Source organism: Streptomyces sp. NRRL S-646 (genome assembly GCF_000720765.1).
Taxonomy (GTDB): domain Bacteria; phylum Actinomycetota; class Actinomycetes; order Streptomycetales; family Streptomycetaceae; genus Streptomyces.
Window position 1 is genome coordinate 193548 of record NZ_JODC01000004.1, and the last position, 15986, is coordinate 209533.

General features: G+C 71.6%; 16 protein-coding genes and 1 riboswitch. Of the genes, 9 read left to right on the plus strand and 7 right to left on the minus strand.

Going from position 1 to position 15986, the window contains the following annotated elements:
* Positions 1-14: 14 nt before the first annotated feature.
* Positions 15-2615: a helix-turn-helix transcriptional regulator gene (locus IH68_RS0109125; protein ID WP_030931206.1), complete on the minus strand. Its 2601-nt coding sequence runs from the start codon at positions 2613-2615 to the stop codon at positions 15-17.
* A 120-nt stretch (positions 2616-2735) separates the two neighbouring features.
* Here IH68_RS0109125 and IH68_RS0109130 point away from each other — a divergent pair, with 120 nt between their 5' ends.
* From IH68_RS0109130 to IH68_RS56315, 3 genes are read left to right on the plus strand one after another with little or no spacing between them, the layout of a single operon-like run.
* Entirely contained in the window at positions 2736-3614 is an 879-nt protein-coding gene (locus IH68_RS0109130) for an alpha/beta fold hydrolase (protein WP_030931208.1), read from the plus strand.
* A 47-nt stretch (positions 3615-3661) separates the two neighbouring features.
* Entirely contained in the window at positions 3662-3895 is a 234-nt protein-coding gene (locus IH68_RS59715) for a hypothetical protein (RefSeq protein WP_420718979.1), read from the plus strand.
* Between the two features lie 5 nt (positions 3896-3900).
* A complete protein-coding gene (locus IH68_RS56315) occupies positions 3901-4050 on the plus strand; it encodes a hypothetical protein (protein ID WP_159403657.1) in 150 nt (49 codons plus the stop codon).
* 13 nt (positions 4051-4063) lie between these two features.
* Here IH68_RS56315 and IH68_RS0109140 read toward each other — a convergent pair whose 3' ends face one another.
* On the minus strand, positions 4064-4792 hold the full coding sequence (locus tag IH68_RS0109140; RefSeq protein WP_030931210.1) for a TIGR03943 family putative permease subunit: 729 nt from the start codon (positions 4790-4792) through the stop codon (positions 4064-4066).
* Positions 4789-5823 (minus strand): permease, encoded by a 1035-nt coding sequence (locus IH68_RS0109145; RefSeq protein ID WP_030931213.1) that lies wholly within the window; start codon positions 5821-5823, stop codon positions 4789-4791. The genes IH68_RS0109140 and IH68_RS0109145 overlap by 4 nt, the downstream gene beginning before the upstream one ends.
* A 127-nt stretch (positions 5824-5950) precedes the next feature.
* Here IH68_RS0109145 and IH68_RS0109150 point away from each other — a divergent pair, with 127 nt between their 5' ends.
* Positions 5951-6523, plus strand: a complete 573-nt coding sequence (locus IH68_RS0109150; RefSeq protein WP_037884695.1) for a TerD family protein — start codon at positions 5951-5953, stop codon at positions 6521-6523.
* 27 nt (positions 6524-6550) lie between these two features.
* Here the strand turns inward: IH68_RS0109150 and IH68_RS0109155 are convergent, their stop codons facing one another.
* Both IH68_RS0109155 and IH68_RS0109160 read right to left on the minus strand, forming a co-directional pair.
* A complete protein-coding gene (locus tag IH68_RS0109155) occupies positions 6551-7378 on the minus strand; it encodes a hypothetical protein (RefSeq protein WP_420718977.1) in 828 nt (275 codons plus the stop codon).
* Positions 7379-7483: 105 nt separating this feature from the next.
* Positions 7484-8281 (minus strand): LysR family transcriptional regulator substrate-binding protein, encoded by a 798-nt coding sequence (locus tag IH68_RS0109160; RefSeq protein WP_030931222.1) that lies wholly within the window; start codon positions 8279-8281, stop codon positions 7484-7486.
* Between the two features lie 58 nt (positions 8282-8339).
* On the opposite strand from IH68_RS0109160, the gene IH68_RS0109165 reads away from it, so the two are divergent.
* From IH68_RS0109165 to IH68_RS59395, 4 genes are all read left to right on the plus strand, one after another.
* Positions 8340-8744, plus strand: a complete 405-nt coding sequence (locus IH68_RS0109165; RefSeq protein WP_030931224.1) for a DUF5997 family protein — start codon at positions 8340-8342, stop codon at positions 8742-8744.
* Between the two features lie 191 nt (positions 8745-8935).
* A riboswitch (cyclic di-AMP (ydaO/yuaA leader) is annotated at positions 8936-9110 on the plus strand.
* 56 nt (positions 9111-9166) lie between these two features.
* Complete coding sequence (locus tag IH68_RS57905) at positions 9167-10621, plus strand: C40 family peptidase (RefSeq protein WP_030931228.1); 1455 nt, start codon at positions 9167-9169, stop codon at positions 10619-10621.
* A 353-nt stretch (positions 10622-10974) separates the two neighbouring features.
* A complete protein-coding gene (locus tag IH68_RS57910; RefSeq protein ID WP_234341285.1) occupies positions 10975-11496 on the plus strand; it encodes an extracellular solute-binding protein in 522 nt (173 codons plus the stop codon).
* A 54-nt stretch (positions 11497-11550) separates the two neighbouring features.
* Complete coding sequence (locus tag IH68_RS59395) at positions 11551-13176, plus strand: LuxR C-terminal-related transcriptional regulator (RefSeq protein ID WP_324607665.1); 1626 nt, start codon at positions 11551-11553, stop codon at positions 13174-13176.
* Here IH68_RS59395 and IH68_RS49695 read toward each other — a convergent pair.
* A complete protein-coding gene (locus IH68_RS49695) occupies positions 13098-13619 on the minus strand; it encodes a hypothetical protein (RefSeq protein WP_234341287.1) in 522 nt (173 codons plus the stop codon). The genes IH68_RS59395 and IH68_RS49695 overlap by 79 nt on opposite strands.
* 264 nt (positions 13620-13883) lie before the next feature.
* On the opposite strand from IH68_RS49695, the gene IH68_RS0109190 reads away from it, so the two are divergent.
* Positions 13884-14315, plus strand: a complete 432-nt coding sequence (locus IH68_RS0109190; protein WP_030931230.1) for a VOC family protein — start codon at positions 13884-13886, stop codon at positions 14313-14315.
* A 24-nt stretch (positions 14316-14339) separates the two neighbouring features.
* On the opposite strand, the gene IH68_RS0109195 is transcribed toward IH68_RS0109190, so the two are convergent.
* Positions 14340-15893 carry an MFS transporter gene (locus tag IH68_RS0109195; RefSeq protein ID WP_030931233.1) on the minus strand — a complete coding sequence of 518 codons (1554 nt, stop codon included), beginning with the start codon at positions 15891-15893 and terminating at the stop codon, positions 14340-14342.
* Between the last annotated feature and the right edge of the window lie 93 nt (positions 15894-15986).

The following is a 15986-nucleotide window of genomic DNA, read 5'->3' on the forward strand; positions in this document are numbered from 1 at the left end:
GGCGCGCGTGGTACCTACGTTTCGCGGTCGGCGAGCAGTCCGAGCTCCGCGGCGCGGACGGCGGCGTGGCGCCGGGTGGGTGCGTCCAGTTTGTCGAGGACCGCGCGGACGTGGTTGTCGACGGTGCGGACGGAGACGACGAGCCGGGCGGCGATCTCGGAGTTGGTCAGGCCCTCGGCCAGCAGCCGTATGACCTGCAGCTGGCGTTCGGTGAGGCCGGCCGGGTTGCCGCGGGTGGCGGCGAGCGGACCGCGCGGGATGCGGCGCACGCCGAGCCCGCGCAGTTCGGCGCGGACCAGCCGGGCCAGCGGTTCGGCGCCCAGCGCGTCGAGCCGGGCGAGGGCGGTGAGTTTGTCGGCGGGCTCCGGGCTCTCGGCGAGGGCGGCGGCGTGTTCGTAGGGGCAGCCCGCCGTGTGCCAGAGGGCCGCGGCCCGCCGCCACTGCCCGCGGGCCTGCAGCGCGTACGGATGTCCCGAATCGTCCGCCGGGATCGGGTGTCCTGCCTTGGTGAGCCAGTAGCCGAGTTCGGCGCGGTAGGGGACGCCGGCCAGGTGGCGAGCCTGGGCGTGCACCGGGGCGACGGCCTCGACGACGGCGGCGTGGTCGCCGCGCAGCCAGGCAGCCTCCGCGAGCGCGGCGGCGACGGGGCCGGTGCGCTGGAGTTCCCGGGTCCGTACGGCGATCTCCCGGGCCTCGGCGAGAAGTGCGTCGGCGCCCGGACGGCCGCAGCGGGTGCGGATGCGGGCGAGGACGGTCAGGGCCGGGCAGCGCGCGGGCAGGAAGTCGTGGATGCCGAACTCGGCGTGCCGCTCGGCCTCGACCCAGTCGGCGGCGGCAAATCGGCGTATGGCCTGCTCGACATGGAGGTAGGTGAGGAAGCCGAGATGTTCGGCGCGGTCGGCCAGGTCCATGGCCGGGAGCAGGAATCGGTCGGCCTCCGCGTACTGCAGATGGTCGAGGAGCGTCCAGATGAGGTTGGCGTAGGCGCGGCAGGCGTGCTCGACCTCACCGGCGTCCAGGGCGACCTCGAGGCTCTCCTCCAACTGGTGCCGCCCGCCGGGGTCTCCGCCGCGCCAGCGGGCCGTGCCCATGTTGTTGAGGGCGTGCGAGAGGATCGCCGCGTCCTGCGTCTTCTGAGCGAGCACGATGGCCCGTTCGGCGTGTTCGACGGCCTCGGGGTAGCGGTCGGACAGCATCCGCAGCTGGGCGATGTTGCTGACGGCAAGAGCCAGCAGCCGGTCGTCGCCCGCGTGTTCCAGTACGGAGACGGCCTCGCGGGCGGCGTCCTGCGCCTCGTCGGCGTCCCCGGCCCACCAGTGGATACGGGAGAGCCAGCGCAGGTCGGCGCCGAGGGCGAGGGTGTCGCCGAGGGAGCGGCGCAGGGCGACCGCCTCGCGCTGGGCGGTGACGGCGGCGGCCGAGTCGGCGATGGTGTAGCTCTCCACGGCGTAGCGTTCGAGCAGGTCGGCCAGGTCTGGCCGGGGGTAGCGGTGCCGTTGCCGGAGCACGAGGCGCAGTTGGGCGGCGGCCTCGCGGTGGGCACCGGCGGAGGCTGCGTCGCCGGCGGCGTCGGGCCCGTAGCGGGCGATGGCGTCCTGGTCGCCGGCCTGGGCGGCGTGGTGGACGATGCGGGCGGCGTCCGATCCGGGCCGGGCGACGAGGGCCACGAGGACGTTGCGGTTGAGGTCGATGCGCCGGGCGGTGGGCACGGAGTCGGCGACCGCCCGCCGGATCAGCTCGTGCCGGAAGGACACCCGTTCCGGGGCCACGGCCAGCAGGCCGCGCTGTTCGGCCGCCGCGAGGACGGCCACCCCGCCGCCCAGCAGCGCGTCGACCAGCGGGCGTTCGACCGCCGAGGGGACGACGGCGAGCTGCTCCAGGGCGTCGACGGTGGCCGGTTCCAGTCCGCGCAGCCGGGCGAGCACGGCGTCGACGACGGTCGGAGGCACTCCCCCGGTGCCGCCGGCCGCGAGGACCTCGGCGACGAAGAAGGGGTTCCCGGACGTGACTTCGTAGACCTGAGCGGGGTCGAGCCGGCCGGCCGCGCTGAGCGTGCGGACGGCGTCGAGCGACAGCCTCGCCAGGGGAAGGCGGTGCACGCGAGGTGCCCGGGAGACCTGGCCGAGGAGATGGCGCAGGGGGTGCCCACGGCTCAACTCGTCGTCGCGGTAGGTGAGGACGAGCAGGGCGGGCAGCCGCTCCATGCGCCGGACGAGGAAACGCAGGGCGTCCAGGGATGCCTCGTCGGCCCAGTGCACGTCCTCGACGACGAGTACCGCAGGGTGCGGGGTCACGGCCAGCTCGCCGTGCAGGGCCTCGTAGACGCGGTGGCGGTCTCCGCCCTCGGTGACGGCGCGGGCGAGTGCGGCTCCGACGCTGCCGACGAGGTCGCGGAACGGGCCGAGGGGTCGCCGGGTGGCGAGGTCGTCGCACTGTCCGACCAGGACGCGGGCCTGCCCGGGAAGGTGCTCGGGCATGGCCCTGACCAGGCTCGACTTGCCGATTCCGGCCTCGCCGAAGACAAGCACCACCGAGCCGGCCCCGTCCGCCGCCTCCCGTGCGGCCGTGGCCAGCTGTGCCAGCTCGGGCTCGCGCTCGAGGATCCCCCGGTCCACGCCGCCGATTCTGCCACCGGGTCGGGGCGCGATGAGGTGTCCTGCCGGTCAGATGTCACACTCCGGGCCGCTCGGCCCTCTTGAGTGCGGACACATGGCGCAGACGCACGGGAGGCCTTCATGAACACCACTGCCCGCACTGCGGACACGTACGAGATCGAGCTGTCCGCGGGCACGGTCGCATACCAGGACAGCGGCGGCGACGGTCCCGTACTCGTACTGCTGCACGGCCTGATGATGGACGCCTCGCTGTGGGAGGGGCCGTCGGCCGACCTGGCCGCCGACCACCGGTGCATCGCCCCGACGCTGCCCCTGGGCGCGCACCGCCACCCGATGCGCGCGGACGCCGACCTGTCGCTGCCCGGGGTGGCACGGCTCGTCGCGGAGCTCCTGGAGCGGCTGGATCTGCGGGAGGTCACCCTGGTCGGCAACGACACGGGCGGGGTCCTCGTGCAGTTCCTGATGGCCGACGGGGAGGAGCGGGTGGGGCGGGCGGTGCTGGTGTCCTGCGATGCGTTCGACAACTTCCCACCGGGGCTGACGGGCCGGACCCTGGTTCTCACCGGTCGGCTCTCGCCGCGTCTGTTCGGGCTGTTCATGCAGCAGATGCGGGTGCGGGCGGTGCGCCGGCTGCCGATCGCGTTCGGCCGGCTGACCAAGCGGGGCGATGCGGCCACCGCGCGCTGGATGCGGCCGGTGCTGCGGCAGCCGGCCATCCGCCGTGACGCCGTACGCCTCCTCCGCAGCGCGAACGGGGCCACCCGCCGCCTGCTCGAAGCCACGGCGGATCGTCTCCCGCTCTTCGACCGGCCCGCGCTGGTGGTCTGGGCGCGCGAGGACCGGGTGATGCCGCCCGAGCACGGCCGTCGTCTTGTCGCGCTGCTGCCGCAGGGGCGGCTGGTCGAGGTGGACGACGGCTACACGCTGCTCCCCCTGGACCGGCCGGCGGAACTGGCGCGGATCATCCGGGAGTTCGTGCGCGCCACCCAGGTGCACTGACCGACCCGCCCCCTCGACAGGGTATCTGCCGGACCGAGGTCGAGGCCCTGACCAGTGCGTATCTGCGCGCCCGCGACGCGGTCCCGAAGTCGTCCTACAGGGACTTCGCCGCCGTCTCGCACCCGGTCGACGAGGAACTCGCCGAAGTGCTGGCCCATGTCGTCTGCGACGGCATCATCGCGCCGGGCCATGCGCCGGGCAGACTCGGCAGGAAGAACTGTAATGCCCCTCGCCGTACGGGATCCGCAACCGGGCGAAGCGGTCCTGCTGACCACCTGTGACTCCAATGGCGAACAGGTCTCGGTCGCCGTCCTGCCGAGGGACCGGGGTCCGCAGTTCGACGGTCTTCCTGAGCCGCCTGTCCGGGTGCCTGCTCACCGAGGCGGACGGGCGGCAGGTCGTGGGCGCGGCGGAGAAGGCCACGTACATGCCCTGATGCCGATGTTGCATCACGAGGGCGTGATCGGCAGGTCGTCCGTGTATGCGTTGACGGGCGGGGAGATGCGCTCGGTGCGGTGGACGTCGAGAGCGGCCGTCGCGGACTTCGTGCCGAGCGTGCCTTTGGGGTGCCAGGTTCCGGTGACGGCCACCCAGGTGTTGGCCGGCAGTACGGAAGTCCCGTACATGCGGACCTTGACCGACTGGGAGTCCGCCGCGCAGCAGGTGAAGATGATCCGGGTCAGATACCAGCCGCCGCCCTGGCCCGCCGGGGTGACGAATCCGGTCATGCGGATGCTGCGGCCTTTGATGGCCTGCTCGCCGTCCTGCTGGACCCGGGCGGTGAAGTCGGTGAGGGTCATCGGCAGCGGGACGGTCGCGGGCAGCGGATCGAACCGCTGCGCCTTCGGCACGGCCTTGTTGTTCGCGTGCGATGCCGTGTACGCGCCGAGGGCGGGCGGGGCGTAGAGGAGCAGGCTGAGCGCGGGCAGGAACAGCAGCCACGCGATGCGGGGTGCGGTGGAGTGGTCGTGGCCGTGTGCGTGCGCGTCGGCTTCGGGGGCCGCGCGGTCCAGTGCTGCTCCGGCCAGGCCCAGCAGCAGAAGCAGCACCCCGGAGGCGATCAGCAGGGGGCGCAGGCCTTCCTTGACGTAGCGCAGACAGAGGTCGCTGAACAGGGCGGCGTGCAGCAGGCCCAGGCCGGTCAGGACCAGCAGGAGGACTTGGGCGTGGCGCTTCACAGCAGTGCGCCTCCGATCAGGACGCCGGCGGCCACGGCCACCAGCGTCGTCGCGGTGGAGAAGCGGACTGCGAAGGACCGGCCGAACGTGCCCGCCTGAAGGGCGATCAGCTTCAGGTCGACCATGGGGCCGACCACCATGAACACCAGCCGCGCGGTGGGCGAGAACCCGGTGAGCGAGGCGGCGACGAAGGCGTCGGCCTCCGAGCAGACGGCGAGCAGGACGGCGAGCGCGGCCAGGAAGAGCACCGACAGCCAGGGCGAGCCGGAGAAGGTGTCGAGGACCGAGCGCGGCACGGCCACGTTGAAGGTGGCCGCGGCCATGGCGCCCAGCACCAGGAAGCCGCCGGCGTGCAGGAAGTCGTGCTGGAAGCCGAGGCGGAACTCCCGTCGGCGGCTGTGTCCCGACGAGTGGCCGGTGTGGCGGACGGACGGCCGCAGCCACTCCTCACGTCCCAGCCAGAGCCACAGCCAGCCCATCGCGGCCGCGGTGACGAGGGAGGCCAGCAGCCGGGCGGCGACCATGGCGGGGTTTCCCGGGAAGGCGACGGCCGTGGCGGTGAGCACGATCGGGTTGATCGCGGGCGCGGAGAGGAGGAAGGCGAACGCGGCGGACGGAGTGACACCGCGCCGGATCAGGCTGTTCGCGACCGGCACCGAGGCGCACTCGCAGCCCGGCAGGACGACCCCCGCGACGCCGGCCACCGGGACGGCGAGTGCGGGACTGCGGGGCAGGATCCGGGTGAACAGGTCGGCCGGCACGAAGGCGTTGATCGCCCCCGACAGGACCGTGCCCAGGAGGAGGAAGGGCAGCGCCTGGAGGGTGATGGCCAGACAGACCGTGCGCCAGGCCGCGACGGCGGGCTGGTTCAGCCATCCGACGCCGGTGAGAGAGAGGACCGCCACCGAGCCGACTGTGGTGACGATGACGACGGGCAGGGGCCGTGCGGTGACGCGGCGCCCCTGATGACCGGCCGGGGCGACGAGCGCCACTTCTTCCGCCACACCAACCAGCTCATCCGTTTTATTCATATTTACTCCGGATGTCAGATTTCGTGGCGAAGATAAGCCAGGATCACTCCCCTCACGGTGCGCACACGCCGCCGGAGGCGGATGAATGAACGGGACCGGGAACATACTTGACCTTGCGGGGGGGGGACTGTCCCGCGGTGGCCTGATCGGGAGGGGCAGCGTCCGGGTGAGTGGCGGCGGCAAGATACAGGGAAAGATCGAAGTGCGGCTCAAGTGGGATCCCAGCCCCTGGAACCGGCCCCCTCACCATCTGGACATCATGGCGACGACCTTCTCGGCGGATGCCCCGAACGGACGCCCGGTGTACGTCGTGCACACCGAGAGCCGCTCGCCGGACGGCACCATCAACATGAGCAGGCACAGCGAGACCGGCCTGGGCCTCGGGTTCGTCGAGGTGATGGTCCTGGAGCTCGATCGCCTGGCGCCCTCCTTCGCGCGGGTGGTCGTCGGTGTGGCGATCCATCAGAGCGGCGGCCCCAAGTCCTTCGGCGACGTATCGAACACGGGCGTGCTGGTCGTCGACGGGTACACGGAGCTGCTCAGGGACGACTTCGGGCAGGTCGCCGACGCCACCGCGGCGACGGTCGCCGAGTTCACCCGGGATGCCTCCGGCGCCTGGGAGTTCCACCAGATGGTCCGGGGGTTCGACAGCGACCCGACGGTCTTCGCGGCGGAGATGGGCGGCACCCCGCAGACGTGAACTGCGCCGAACGCGCGCCGAACGCGCTCACCCGACCGGGACGTGATCGTCCGGGCAGGGGCGCCCGGCCCTCGCCCCCGGCTCCGCCCGGCGTACGGGGAGGAGAGGCCGGGCGGACGCCCGCTTGCGGCCGCGTTCGTGGAACAGGGCCAGGACGATCGCGGTGCCGACCGCTATCAGGTGCTCGCGGCCGGCCAGATTGGGTACGGCAATCGACTCCCACACCATCGACCCGCCAGTGAGGGCGAACACGATGGGAGCACGCTGTACGACGGCGACATAGGTGAAGAGGCCCACGACGGCGGCGGACGGTCCGGTGTCCAGCACCTGCCCGACCTCACGCGACAGACCCAGCCCGCCCCAGCCCGGACCGAGCGCGATCATCACGCGCACCATGAGGGTGCCGGCGATTGTGGTCGCGTACGAGACGACGAGTGTCCTGGCCCGGCCGAGGATGAGTTCGGCCAGCGCGAAGGCGAGGGACAACGATGTGATCCCTCCCCACACGGGCAGATCCAGGGCCGGGACGTACAGCGAGACCGGCGTGCGCAGCAGGGCCAGCCACAGCGGCAGGTCGCCCTTGACGCCGCCGAGGACCCGCACCGCCACCGCGCCTGCCGGCCGCTGCGCCAGCGCATGGAAGAAGATGACACCGAAGGCGGCCAGGAACGCCAGGAACAGTGCGGGCAGCCCACGACGTCTGAGTTGCCGCACCGGATCCACGACGATGCCCTGCCACTCGCCCCGCAGCGTGCGCCCGACGAACGCCGCCACCCGCCACAGTCCGCCGCGCGGCCGCCCGTGCCCCTGACCAGCCAGATCGCCCCACAGCTTGTGGGCACGCAGCCGGTCCACGGCGCCACCTGCGCACCGTACCCCCTTGCGAAGCAAAACTTCCCCGCCTCCCGTCCATCGCCCCACCGGATGGATCGGAACGGGGCGAGGCCGCCCCGAGGGAGGCTATGCCCGGCGGCGGGGTTTCCTGCGCTTGGCGCCCTTGGAGACGTCGGATCCGGCCCGCGGGTTGCGCGCCGCCGACTTCCCTGCCGTCTTCCCGGTCGCCTTCCCCGCGGCGGGCTTGCGCCGGGCGCCTGCCACGTCGCCGGTCCTGCCGCCCGATTTGCCCTTCGGTTCAGGCGTCTGCGCCTTGCGGCCGCGGGAGCTGTTGGCCGTGCGGCCGCGGACGATTCCGATGAAGTCCTCGACCAGGTCCGTGGTCGCCTCCTCGGGCCACGCCAGGGCGACGCTCGACTCGGGGGCGTCCACCAGCGGGCGGTACGTGAGGTCCTTGCGGTGGTACAGACGGGCCAGCGACTGGGGGACGACCAGGAGGCCGACGCCCGCCGCGACGAGTTCCACGGCGTCCTCGGTGGTGGCGGGCCGCTCGAAGGCGAGCTCGCCCGGCGGCCGGTCCCAGTCGAAGACGTCGTCGAGGGGGTGGAAGAGGACCTCGTCCGCAAGATCCTCCACGGTCACCTCGTCCGCCGCCGTGATCACGTGGTCCTTGGGGACGACGACGACCGTCGTCTCGGTGTAGAGGGGGATCGCGCTGAAGAACGTACGGTCGACCGGCAGCCGTACGAGTCCCGCGTCGGCCTCACCCGCGCGCAACACCTCTGATGCCTCGGCGGCCGGTACGGCGAGGAGGTTCAGCGGGATGCCTGGCAGGCGCTCGTTCCAGATCCGCACCCACTTGGCGGGCGTCACCCCCGGGACGTACGCAAGCCGGAACGCGTGGGATTCTTCCGAGCCTGTCACCAGACCAGGCTACCGGCCGTGGTCAGAGGTCTCGAACATGCTCGATACCCTGGACGGCATGAAGTCGCACCAGAGCACCCAGACGATGAAGCCCGCGACCGCGGCGAAGAAGCTGGGTGTGTACCTCGAGGCCACCCCCGCCGAGTTCCGGGAGGGTGTCGTCTCACGAGCCGAGCTCGACCAGCTCCAGGCCGAGCCGCCCGAGTGGCTGCGCGAGCTGCGGGCGAACGGTCCGCACCCCCGTCCGGTGGTCGCGGCGAAGCTGGGCGTCTCCATCGCGGGTCTCGCCCGCGGCGGGATCACCGAGGCGCTCACCACCGAGCAGATCGAGGCACTGAAGCAGGAAGAACCCGAGTGGCTGCAGAAGGAACGCGCCACACAGGCCGAGGTCCGCAAGGAGGCGGCGCGCATCAAGAAGCGCAATGCCGAGCGCGAGGCCGGCGGCGACGGCCCGCGTCCCTGACGCGCCCTGCTCGCCACGGTCGGTCGCCGTCCGGATCCGCTGCGTGCACAACACACGGATCTGACGGTCCATCACGACGAAGGTCACAAAAGCGTATCGGACATTCCGACCTTCAACCTTCACACGGGGCGCACAAGTTGGCTAGCGTGGCTTTAGGCCGCACGAGTTCCTCCGGCGAACCCCGCCGGGACGCGTGGCCTCCGCCGAGTCCGGTGCGCCCTCGTGGCAGCCGGAGCCGGGGACCCAACCGAACGACGGGGTGAATCGGCCCAACTGCCCGCCCGGGCAGGGGCCGTAGGGCATGCCTTCCGGAACCGACCGCCCGAACCCGACAGCTAACTCGGTAGGCGGAGTACGGAAGGAGTACGGCTCCCATGGCGCCGGATCGACCATCGCGCACCGGAGGCTTGGGCCTGCCCGGTATGCGCAATTCCGCTCTCGCGACGGCCGCCCTCACCTCGGTGGCCCTGTTCTCGCAGACCGCCGACGCCGCACCGACGACGGGGGACGAGGGCCCGAGCCGCGAAGCCGTCCGGCAGCGGGTGAGCAGCCTCTACGACCAGGCCGAGTCCGATACCGGCAACTTCAACTTCACCCGGGCCCAGTTGATGGGGACGCGGCCGCCCGCGGCGCCGGCCCGCGAGCGTGGCCGCTCGGACCCGGCACTCGACTCGGTGTCCCGGCGTTGGTTCGACGGAGTGCGTGCGTCGCTGGGTCCGACGGTGCCTGCGGTGCTGCCGGCCGACCGTACGTCGGCCCGCCAGGCCGAGCCGCGACCCCCGCGCCCGGCGGACAGCCGTACCTCCGCCCTTGAGCTGGAGGCGACCGTCCGGCCCGTGGCGGAGCTGCCCTCCGCGGGGTCCCGTCCGGTGGCCGAATTGACCGCCGGACCCACGGCCGCACTCCCCGCCGTCCCGCAGCCCCGCCAGGAGGCCGCCCCCGCGCTGCCCGCGGCGGCCCCCGAGTCGAAGCAGACCTCCCTGCGCAGGTCCAAGGAGCAGAGCCAGCGCAAGATCGCGGCGGCCAGCGAGCTGCTGTACCGGTACACCGCGCGGCAGACCTCCGCACCGCGCCCGGCTGTTGAGGCCATGCCGGCCCAGCTTCCCTGGCAGGACCAGGCGGAACAGACCCCCCGGGCGAACGAGGAGGCCTGGCGGCTGCAGCAGCCGACGGTCCTCGACACGGGCGCGCCCCCGGCCGGGGAGCAGCGCATACAGCCGTCCGTCCTCAACTCCGGCGTAACCCCGGCCGGGGATTGGCGCACCCAGCCTTCCGCTCTCGACACCGGCGTACCCGCGGTCGGGGAACAGTTCATGCAGCCGTCCGTGCTCGACACCGGGGTACCCGCGGTCGAGGAGTGGCGTATGCAGCCGTCCGTCCTCAACTCCGGCGTAACCCCGGCCGGGGATTGGCGCACCCAGCCGTCCGTCCTCGACACCGGCATACCCCAGGCCGGGGGATGGACCATGCAGCCCTCCGCCCTGGACACGGGTGTGCCCGCCGTCGGTACCTCCGCCGTCACCAAGGCCGACAGGGCGATCGACTTCGCCCGTGCACAGATCGGCAGGCCGTGCCTGTGGGGTGCGGTCGGGCCGGAGTCGTACGACAACGCCGGGCTCACCCAGGCCGCCTGGCGGGCTGCCGGGGTCACCCTGCCACGCACCACGTACGAGCAGGCGAGCGCCGGCACGGTGATTCCGCTCGCGGAGAGCCGCCCCGGAGACCTGATCTTCTTCAACGACAACTTCAGCCACGTCGGCATCTGCACCGGCAACGGTTTGATGATTCACGCGCCCGGCCCGGGCGCGGTCATCCGCGAGGACTCGGTCCACTACGCCGGCGAAGCCGCCGTCCGTATCGCCGTACGTCCCGCGTGAGATCAGGGACGCCGGACGAGGCGTGACACCAACAGCTCGATGAACTGCGAGGCCGCCGACGGAAGTCGGCGGCCTCCTCGTTGTTCGTCACGGGCACCCTCCTCATCTCGGCCCGGGGCACGGTCCCTGCGCGCCGCCCGCCGACATCACGGCATCCAGTGACGCATGCACGGGCTCGGTGAAATGTTTCAGCCATGCCCTGACATGCCGATGAAACGATTCGTAGCTTGAGCCGTCCCATTTAGAGTCGCCGCCTGGCCGCCGCCCTCGCCGCCGCAGGGATCGCATTCGGAACGGCCGCCTGTGGCTCCGGTTCCGGGGGCGCCGGTTCCTGCGACCCGAACACGCTCGAAGTGTGGACCCGGAGCAATCCGGACGACGCCGCCACCTACGACCGTGTCTTCGCCACCTTCACCAGGAAGACCGGCATCAAGATCGACTACCAGCCGGTCATCACCTTCGACCAGCAGCTCCAGGCGCGTGCCTCCACCAGGGACCTGCCGGACGTGATGATCAACGACACGGCGCTGATGGGCAGTTACCAGAGCCAGGGCCTCCTCAAGCCGATCGACCCCGCCTCGATCGCGGGCCACGAGCAGATCAGCGACCGGTCCTGGGCCTCCACCGTGGGCCTGGACGGCAAGCACTACGGCATCCCGTACTCCCGCCAGGCGCAGACCCTGATGATCCGCACGGACTGGCTGAAGAAGCTGGGCCTGCAAGCGCCGAAGACCTGGCAGCAGATGCTCGCCGTCGCCAAGGCCTTCGCCGACCGCGACCCCGACGGGGACGGCAAGAAGGACACCTACGGCATCGTCGCCCCCGGCAGCGCACAGAACGGCTACGCCGCCTGGTGGGGCGCCAGTTTCCTGTGACAGGGCGGCGCGCAGATCATCGAGCGCGACGGCAGGGGCGGCTACCGCCCCGCGATGGACTCGGCGGCCGCCGTACGGACCGTCACCTGGATGAAGGACAACCTCTTCTGCGGCGCCAAGGGCGTCCTGCAGCCCGGCGCCGTCAGCGCCATCACCGGCACCGCCACCAACTTCCAGGACGGCAACGCCGGGATGTACATGACCGGCCCGTACAACATGACCACCTTCGACCAGACGGTCGGCAAGGACAAGTACGAGGTCGTCCCCGCACCCGCGGGCCCGGCCGGCTCCGACGTACTGGCCGACGGCGAGAACGTGTACTTCGGCGCCAGGACCGGAAAGAGCAGGCAGGAGAAGGCACTTGCCGCCTTCCTCGTCTCCGCCGAGGGCCAGCGGATCGCCATGACCAGCGTCGACGGCCACCGGCCCGTCGTCCGCATCCCCACCAACACCACGCTGGATGCGGCCAGGGTGCGCGGCGACGCGCGCTGGAGTGTCGTACAGAAGGCGTACGAGAGGGCGTCGCAGCAGTTCCCCAACGCGCCCGACTTCGCACCGATCAAGCAGGACACCGCAGACACCCTCAACGCCCTCTTCACGTACTGCACGGTGGCGTCAAGTCGATCTCGGATGCTATGCGTACGGATCCGCCCGCGTCGGACTGAGCCGTGCGGGGCCGCCGGTCCCCCGCGCCGGCGGCCCCGCACGGTGTGGGGATCCCGGCGTCCTCCCCAAGCGCCGGGACTCCCCCGCTGCGGCTGCCGTGGCGCCGATGTGCTGGAGTACATCCGAGAACGTCGTTGTTGCTCCCCAGAGTGCTCGAATGCAGTCTGGAGCAGCGAGCGGCGTCGCCGGTATGGGTACAACTGCGTACGCGGCGGACGAGCGGAGAAGAACGTGGCACAGGTGCCGGGCGGGGCCCACGAACGCATGCTGTCGGTGGCCGTCGCCGCCCTCAACGAGCGTGAGCCGGAGCGGCTGTGGCCGCTGCTGGCCAGCGCCCTGCCCGGCCTGTGCGGCGGCGAGACCCTGATCTACAAGCTCGACGACTGGAACGAGGCCGAGGGCACCGTCGGCATGCCGTCCGAGGTCGCCGTCGAGTTCGACGGGCTCGGGGAGGAGGACCTCGGACTTCTGCGCGCGGGTTTTCCGTTCGCGGACCACTACGCGGGCGGGCGGGACAGGACTCCCCTCACGGCGCGCGGGGCCGCCGGCGCCGCATGGTCCACGAGCCCGACCGCGCGGCTGATCGGCGACATCATGGACGCGGACCACGTGCTGGCGATTCCGCTGCCCGAGACGACCACGCCGATCACCGGATGCATGGTCTACCGCTCCGGTGGGGACTTCACCGACGACCATGTCCGCCTGGCCCGGCAGTTGCAGCCGCTGCTGGCGGCGGTGGAGCAGCAACGGCAGCTCCTGGAGCGCTGGAAGCGGACGGCCGCCCCGGAATCCGCCGGCGGACCGGCAGTGGACTGCCCTCTCACTCCCCGGGAGATGACCGTCCTGCTCCTGCTCACGGACGCCCTGACCGCGGCCGCGATCGGCCGACGGCTCGGCATATCGGACCGTACGGTCCACAAGCACGTCGAGAAGATCTACCGCAAACTCGGCACCCGTGACCGCATCAGCACGGTCCTGCGGGCCCAGCAGCTGGGGCTGGTCCCCACGCCGTGACCCGCGGCGGCGCGGTCAGGGCTGTCGCGCGCGGTACAGGTCGCACAGCAGTGGGATCTCGGCCGGGGTGCAGTACTTCCGACCGTGTCGAGCGCCGCGTCGCCGCTGGTCAGCAGTGCCTTGCGCCAGGCCGTGACACCGGCGTCGAAGGCGGCGACGGCCGCTGCCGCGTCCCCGCCGACGAGGTGGGCGTCCCGGGTGAGGCTGTGGCCGCCTGCCGTGTGGTCGGCACGGAGGGTCAGCATCTCGCTCAGGTGGCTCAGCCGCCACGCGATGGTGGTGAAGGGCGGCGGCCAGGGATGCGGATACGACGCCGCGTCACGTCCCCAGTCCCCGTCCGCGGCGCCGGCCAGCAGGGTGGCGCGCGGCCCCGGCCCGTCCGCCCGCCGCCGGACCGACCAGCCGTCCGGCACCGGCTCCCACAGATACTCCTCATCGGTCATGGGCCCGACCTCGGTGTCCGAGCCGTCTCCGCTGTCCATCACCGGCCCGGTCAGGCGGGCGGCAGACGCCCGCAGGCGAAGTCGAACCGCTCCAGCAACGAAGCCGGGCGAGACGCGGTCACCGACACTCCCATGGCGGACTCGTGGACGCACGGCGCAGGCATGAACCGACCGGCTAGCCTGGCACGACCGGCGCACCTCCGGCCTCTCCTTTTCTGAGGGCAGGTTCTGCGGCGACAGGTTCCCGATGACAGGGAGTCGGCCATGAAGCCGAACCGCTCCATCCCTTCCGCGACTGTCATCCCCGTCCTGATCTACCCCGATGTACGCGCGGCGGTCGCCTGGCTCAATGCGGCCTTCGGGTTCGTGGAACGGGTACGGATCGGCGAGCACCACCGCGCCCAGCTCAGCTTCGGTGACGGCGCCGTGATCGTCGGGGACACCCGCAAGGACCGCCGTCCCCCGCGCCCCGGCGAGGTCACGCACTCGGTGACGGTGCGCGTCGACGACGTCCGCGCCCACTGCGCGCAGGCCCGGGCACACGGCGCACGCATCGTCATGGAACCGACCGACTTCGAGTACGGGGAACGCCAGTACACGGCCGAGGACCTCGCGGGCCATCAGTGGACGTTCTCGCAGACGCTCGCGGACATCGCGCCGGAGGAGTGGGGCGGGCAGACGGTCTCGGCCGACTGAGGACCCCGGCCCGGCCGAGGAGCGTCAGCCCGGCCCCGGCCCCATCCCGCCCTTGAGGCGTTCCAGGTCGGAGGGGCGGACCTGGATGACGATCAGGGCGATCAGGGCGGCGACGACGGTGAAGATCGCTGCCATGATGAAGGCCGCGGAGATCCCGGACGTGAGCACGTGGTCGGACCAGGGGCTCGGGAGCTGTCCGGTGTGCTTGAAGCGCAGGCGTTCGGCCGGGGTAGCCTGGGCCAGGAAGCGCGGTATCTGCTTGTGGGCCTCGTTGGTGCTGGCCGTGCCGAACATGGTGACCAGGATGGACAGACCGAGTGAACCGCCCACCTGCTGGGTGGCGTTGAGGAGCCCGGAGGCCGCGCCGGTCTCCTGGACGGGGACGTTGGACAGCGCCATGAGGGTCAGCGAGACGAACTCCATGCCCATGCCCAGGCCGAAGACGCAGATCGGGCCGAGGATGCTGCCCGCATACGTGGAGTGGACGTCGGTCAGCGTCAGCCAGGCCAGCCCGGCGGCGGCGAGAACGGCGCCGACCACCATGAAGGGTTTGGGTCCGAACCTCGGCAGGAACCGCGAGGCGAGCGCCGCGCCCACGGCGATGACCACGCTGACCGGCAGGAACGCGAGCCCGGCCTGCAGCGGGCTGAAGCCCAGGACGTCCTGCACGAACAGCGTGAGGAAGAAGAACATGCCGAAGATCGCAGCGGCCAGGCTCAGCATGATGCCGTACGTGCCCGCGCGGTTGCGGTCGGCGAACATGTGCAGCGGGGTGATGGGCTGCCGGGATCCCCGCTCGACGAGAATGAACACCGCGAGGACCACGATGGCCGCGGCGAACGAGGCCACTGTGAGGGCGTCCCGCCAGCCCTCCTGGGCGGCTCTGATGAAGCCGTACACCAGCAGCACCATGCCCACGGTGGAGGTCAGCGCGCCGGCGATGTCGAAGTGGCCGGGGTGGCGTTCGGATTCCTTGATCCAGCGGGGTGCGGCGAGGGCGATGAGCAGGCCGATCGGGACGTTCACGAACAGCACCCAGCGCCAGTTCAGCCACTCGACGATCATCCCGCCGGCGAGCAGCCCGATGGCGCCGCCGCCCGAGGAGACCGCGGCGAAGACCCCGAAGGCCCGGTTGCGTTCCGGGCCTTCGCGGAAGGTCGTGCTGATCAGGGCGAGGGAGGTCGGGGAGGCGATGGCGCCGCCGACTCCCTGGAGGGCGCGGGCGGCGAGGAGTTCACCGGAGTTCTGGGCGAGCCCGCCCAGCAGCGAGGCGAGCGCGAACAGCAGCACCCCGAAGACGAACATCCGCCGCCTGCCGAGGATGTCGCCGGTACGCCCGCCGAGCAGCAGCAGGCCGCCGAAGGTGAGGGTATAGGCGTTGACCACCCAGGACAGGCTGGTGGTGGAAAAGTTCAGGGCGCTCTGGATGTGCGGCAGTGCGATGTTCACGATGGTGATGTCCAGGACCACCATCAGCTGGCACGACGCGATGACCAGCAGCGCCATGCCGTTTCCGCCGCCGCCCGGTTCGCGGGTGGCGGCCTGTGATGCGGAGGTCGGCTGCGGGCTGCTGCTCATAGCGTGTCGCACTCGGCGTCAGTGAACGGTTCCGTCCACTGTGGCGTCTACCGTTCGACCGTACGCCCCTGTCGTGACCGTCACCACTTGATT

What these genes read in the sequence shown, in the direction of transcription:
- IH68_RS49695 (WP_234341287.1), bottom strand. Translation starts at nt 13,619, where the DNA reads ATGACCGATGAGGAGTATCTGTGGGAGCCGGTGCCGGACGGCTGGTCG.
- IH68_RS0109165 (WP_030931224.1), top strand. Translation starts at nt 8,340, where the DNA reads ATGAAGTCGCACCAGAGCACCCAGACGATGAAGCCCGCGACCGCGGCG.
- IH68_RS59395 (WP_324607665.1), top strand. Translation starts at nt 11,551, where the DNA reads ATGGACTCGGCGGCCGCCGTACGGACCGTCACCTGGATGAAGGACAAC.
- IH68_RS0109195 (WP_030931233.1), bottom strand. Translation starts at nt 15,893, where the DNA reads ATGAGCAGCAGCCCGCAGCCGACCTCCGCATCACAGGCCGCCACCCGC.
- IH68_RS0109190 (WP_030931230.1), top strand. Translation starts at nt 13,884, where the DNA reads ATGAAGCCGAACCGCTCCATCCCTTCCGCGACTGTCATCCCCGTCCTG.
- IH68_RS56315 (WP_159403657.1), top strand. Translation starts at nt 3,901, where the DNA reads ATGGCGAACAGGTCTCGGTCGCCGTCCTGCCGAGGGACCGGGGTCCGC.
- IH68_RS0109145 (WP_030931213.1), bottom strand. Translation starts at nt 5,823, where the DNA reads ATGAATAAAACGGATGAGCTGGTTGGTGTGGCGGAAGAAGTGGCGCTC.
- IH68_RS0109130 (WP_030931208.1), top strand. Translation starts at nt 2,736, where the DNA reads ATGAACACCACTGCCCGCACTGCGGACACGTACGAGATCGAGCTGTCC.
- IH68_RS57905 (WP_030931228.1), top strand. Translation starts at nt 9,167, where the DNA reads ATGCGCAATTCCGCTCTCGCGACGGCCGCCCTCACCTCGGTGGCCCTG.